The sequence below is a fragment of the Methanosarcina spelaei genome (assembly GCF_002287235.1).
GTDB lineage: Archaea > Halobacteriota > Methanosarcinia > Methanosarcinales > Methanosarcinaceae > Methanosarcina > Methanosarcina spelaei.
In genome coordinates this window covers 1-249 of the sequence record NZ_LMVP01000477.1, presented here as the reverse complement: position 1 = coordinate 249, position 249 = coordinate 1, and the positions used below count along the sequence as shown (strand labels likewise).

At 32.9% G+C, this 249-nt stretch carries 1 pseudogene; it reads left to right on the top strand.

The window, feature by feature from the left end:
* Window positions 1-26 precede the first annotated feature (26 nt).
* Window positions 27-249: pseudogene (locus tag ASJ81_RS23890) on the top strand (hypothetical protein); the annotation flags it as partial.

The window sequence follows — 249 nt, the reverse complement described above, 5'->3', positions numbered from 1 at the left end:
AGTGAAAAAAAGAAGAAATTAAAACCGTGATTATTTCCTACGATGAAAAACCAGGTATTCAAGCAATTGGAAATGTTTACCCAGATCTTATGCCAGTAGAAGGGTAGTATTCCACAATATCAAGAGATTACGAATACAAGAGACATGGAACTCTTTCACTATTAGCTGGAATTGATTTGATATCAGGAAGAATCCACTATAAAATATTTGAAAAACATCAAAGCAATTCAGTACCAAAATCCAGTGATG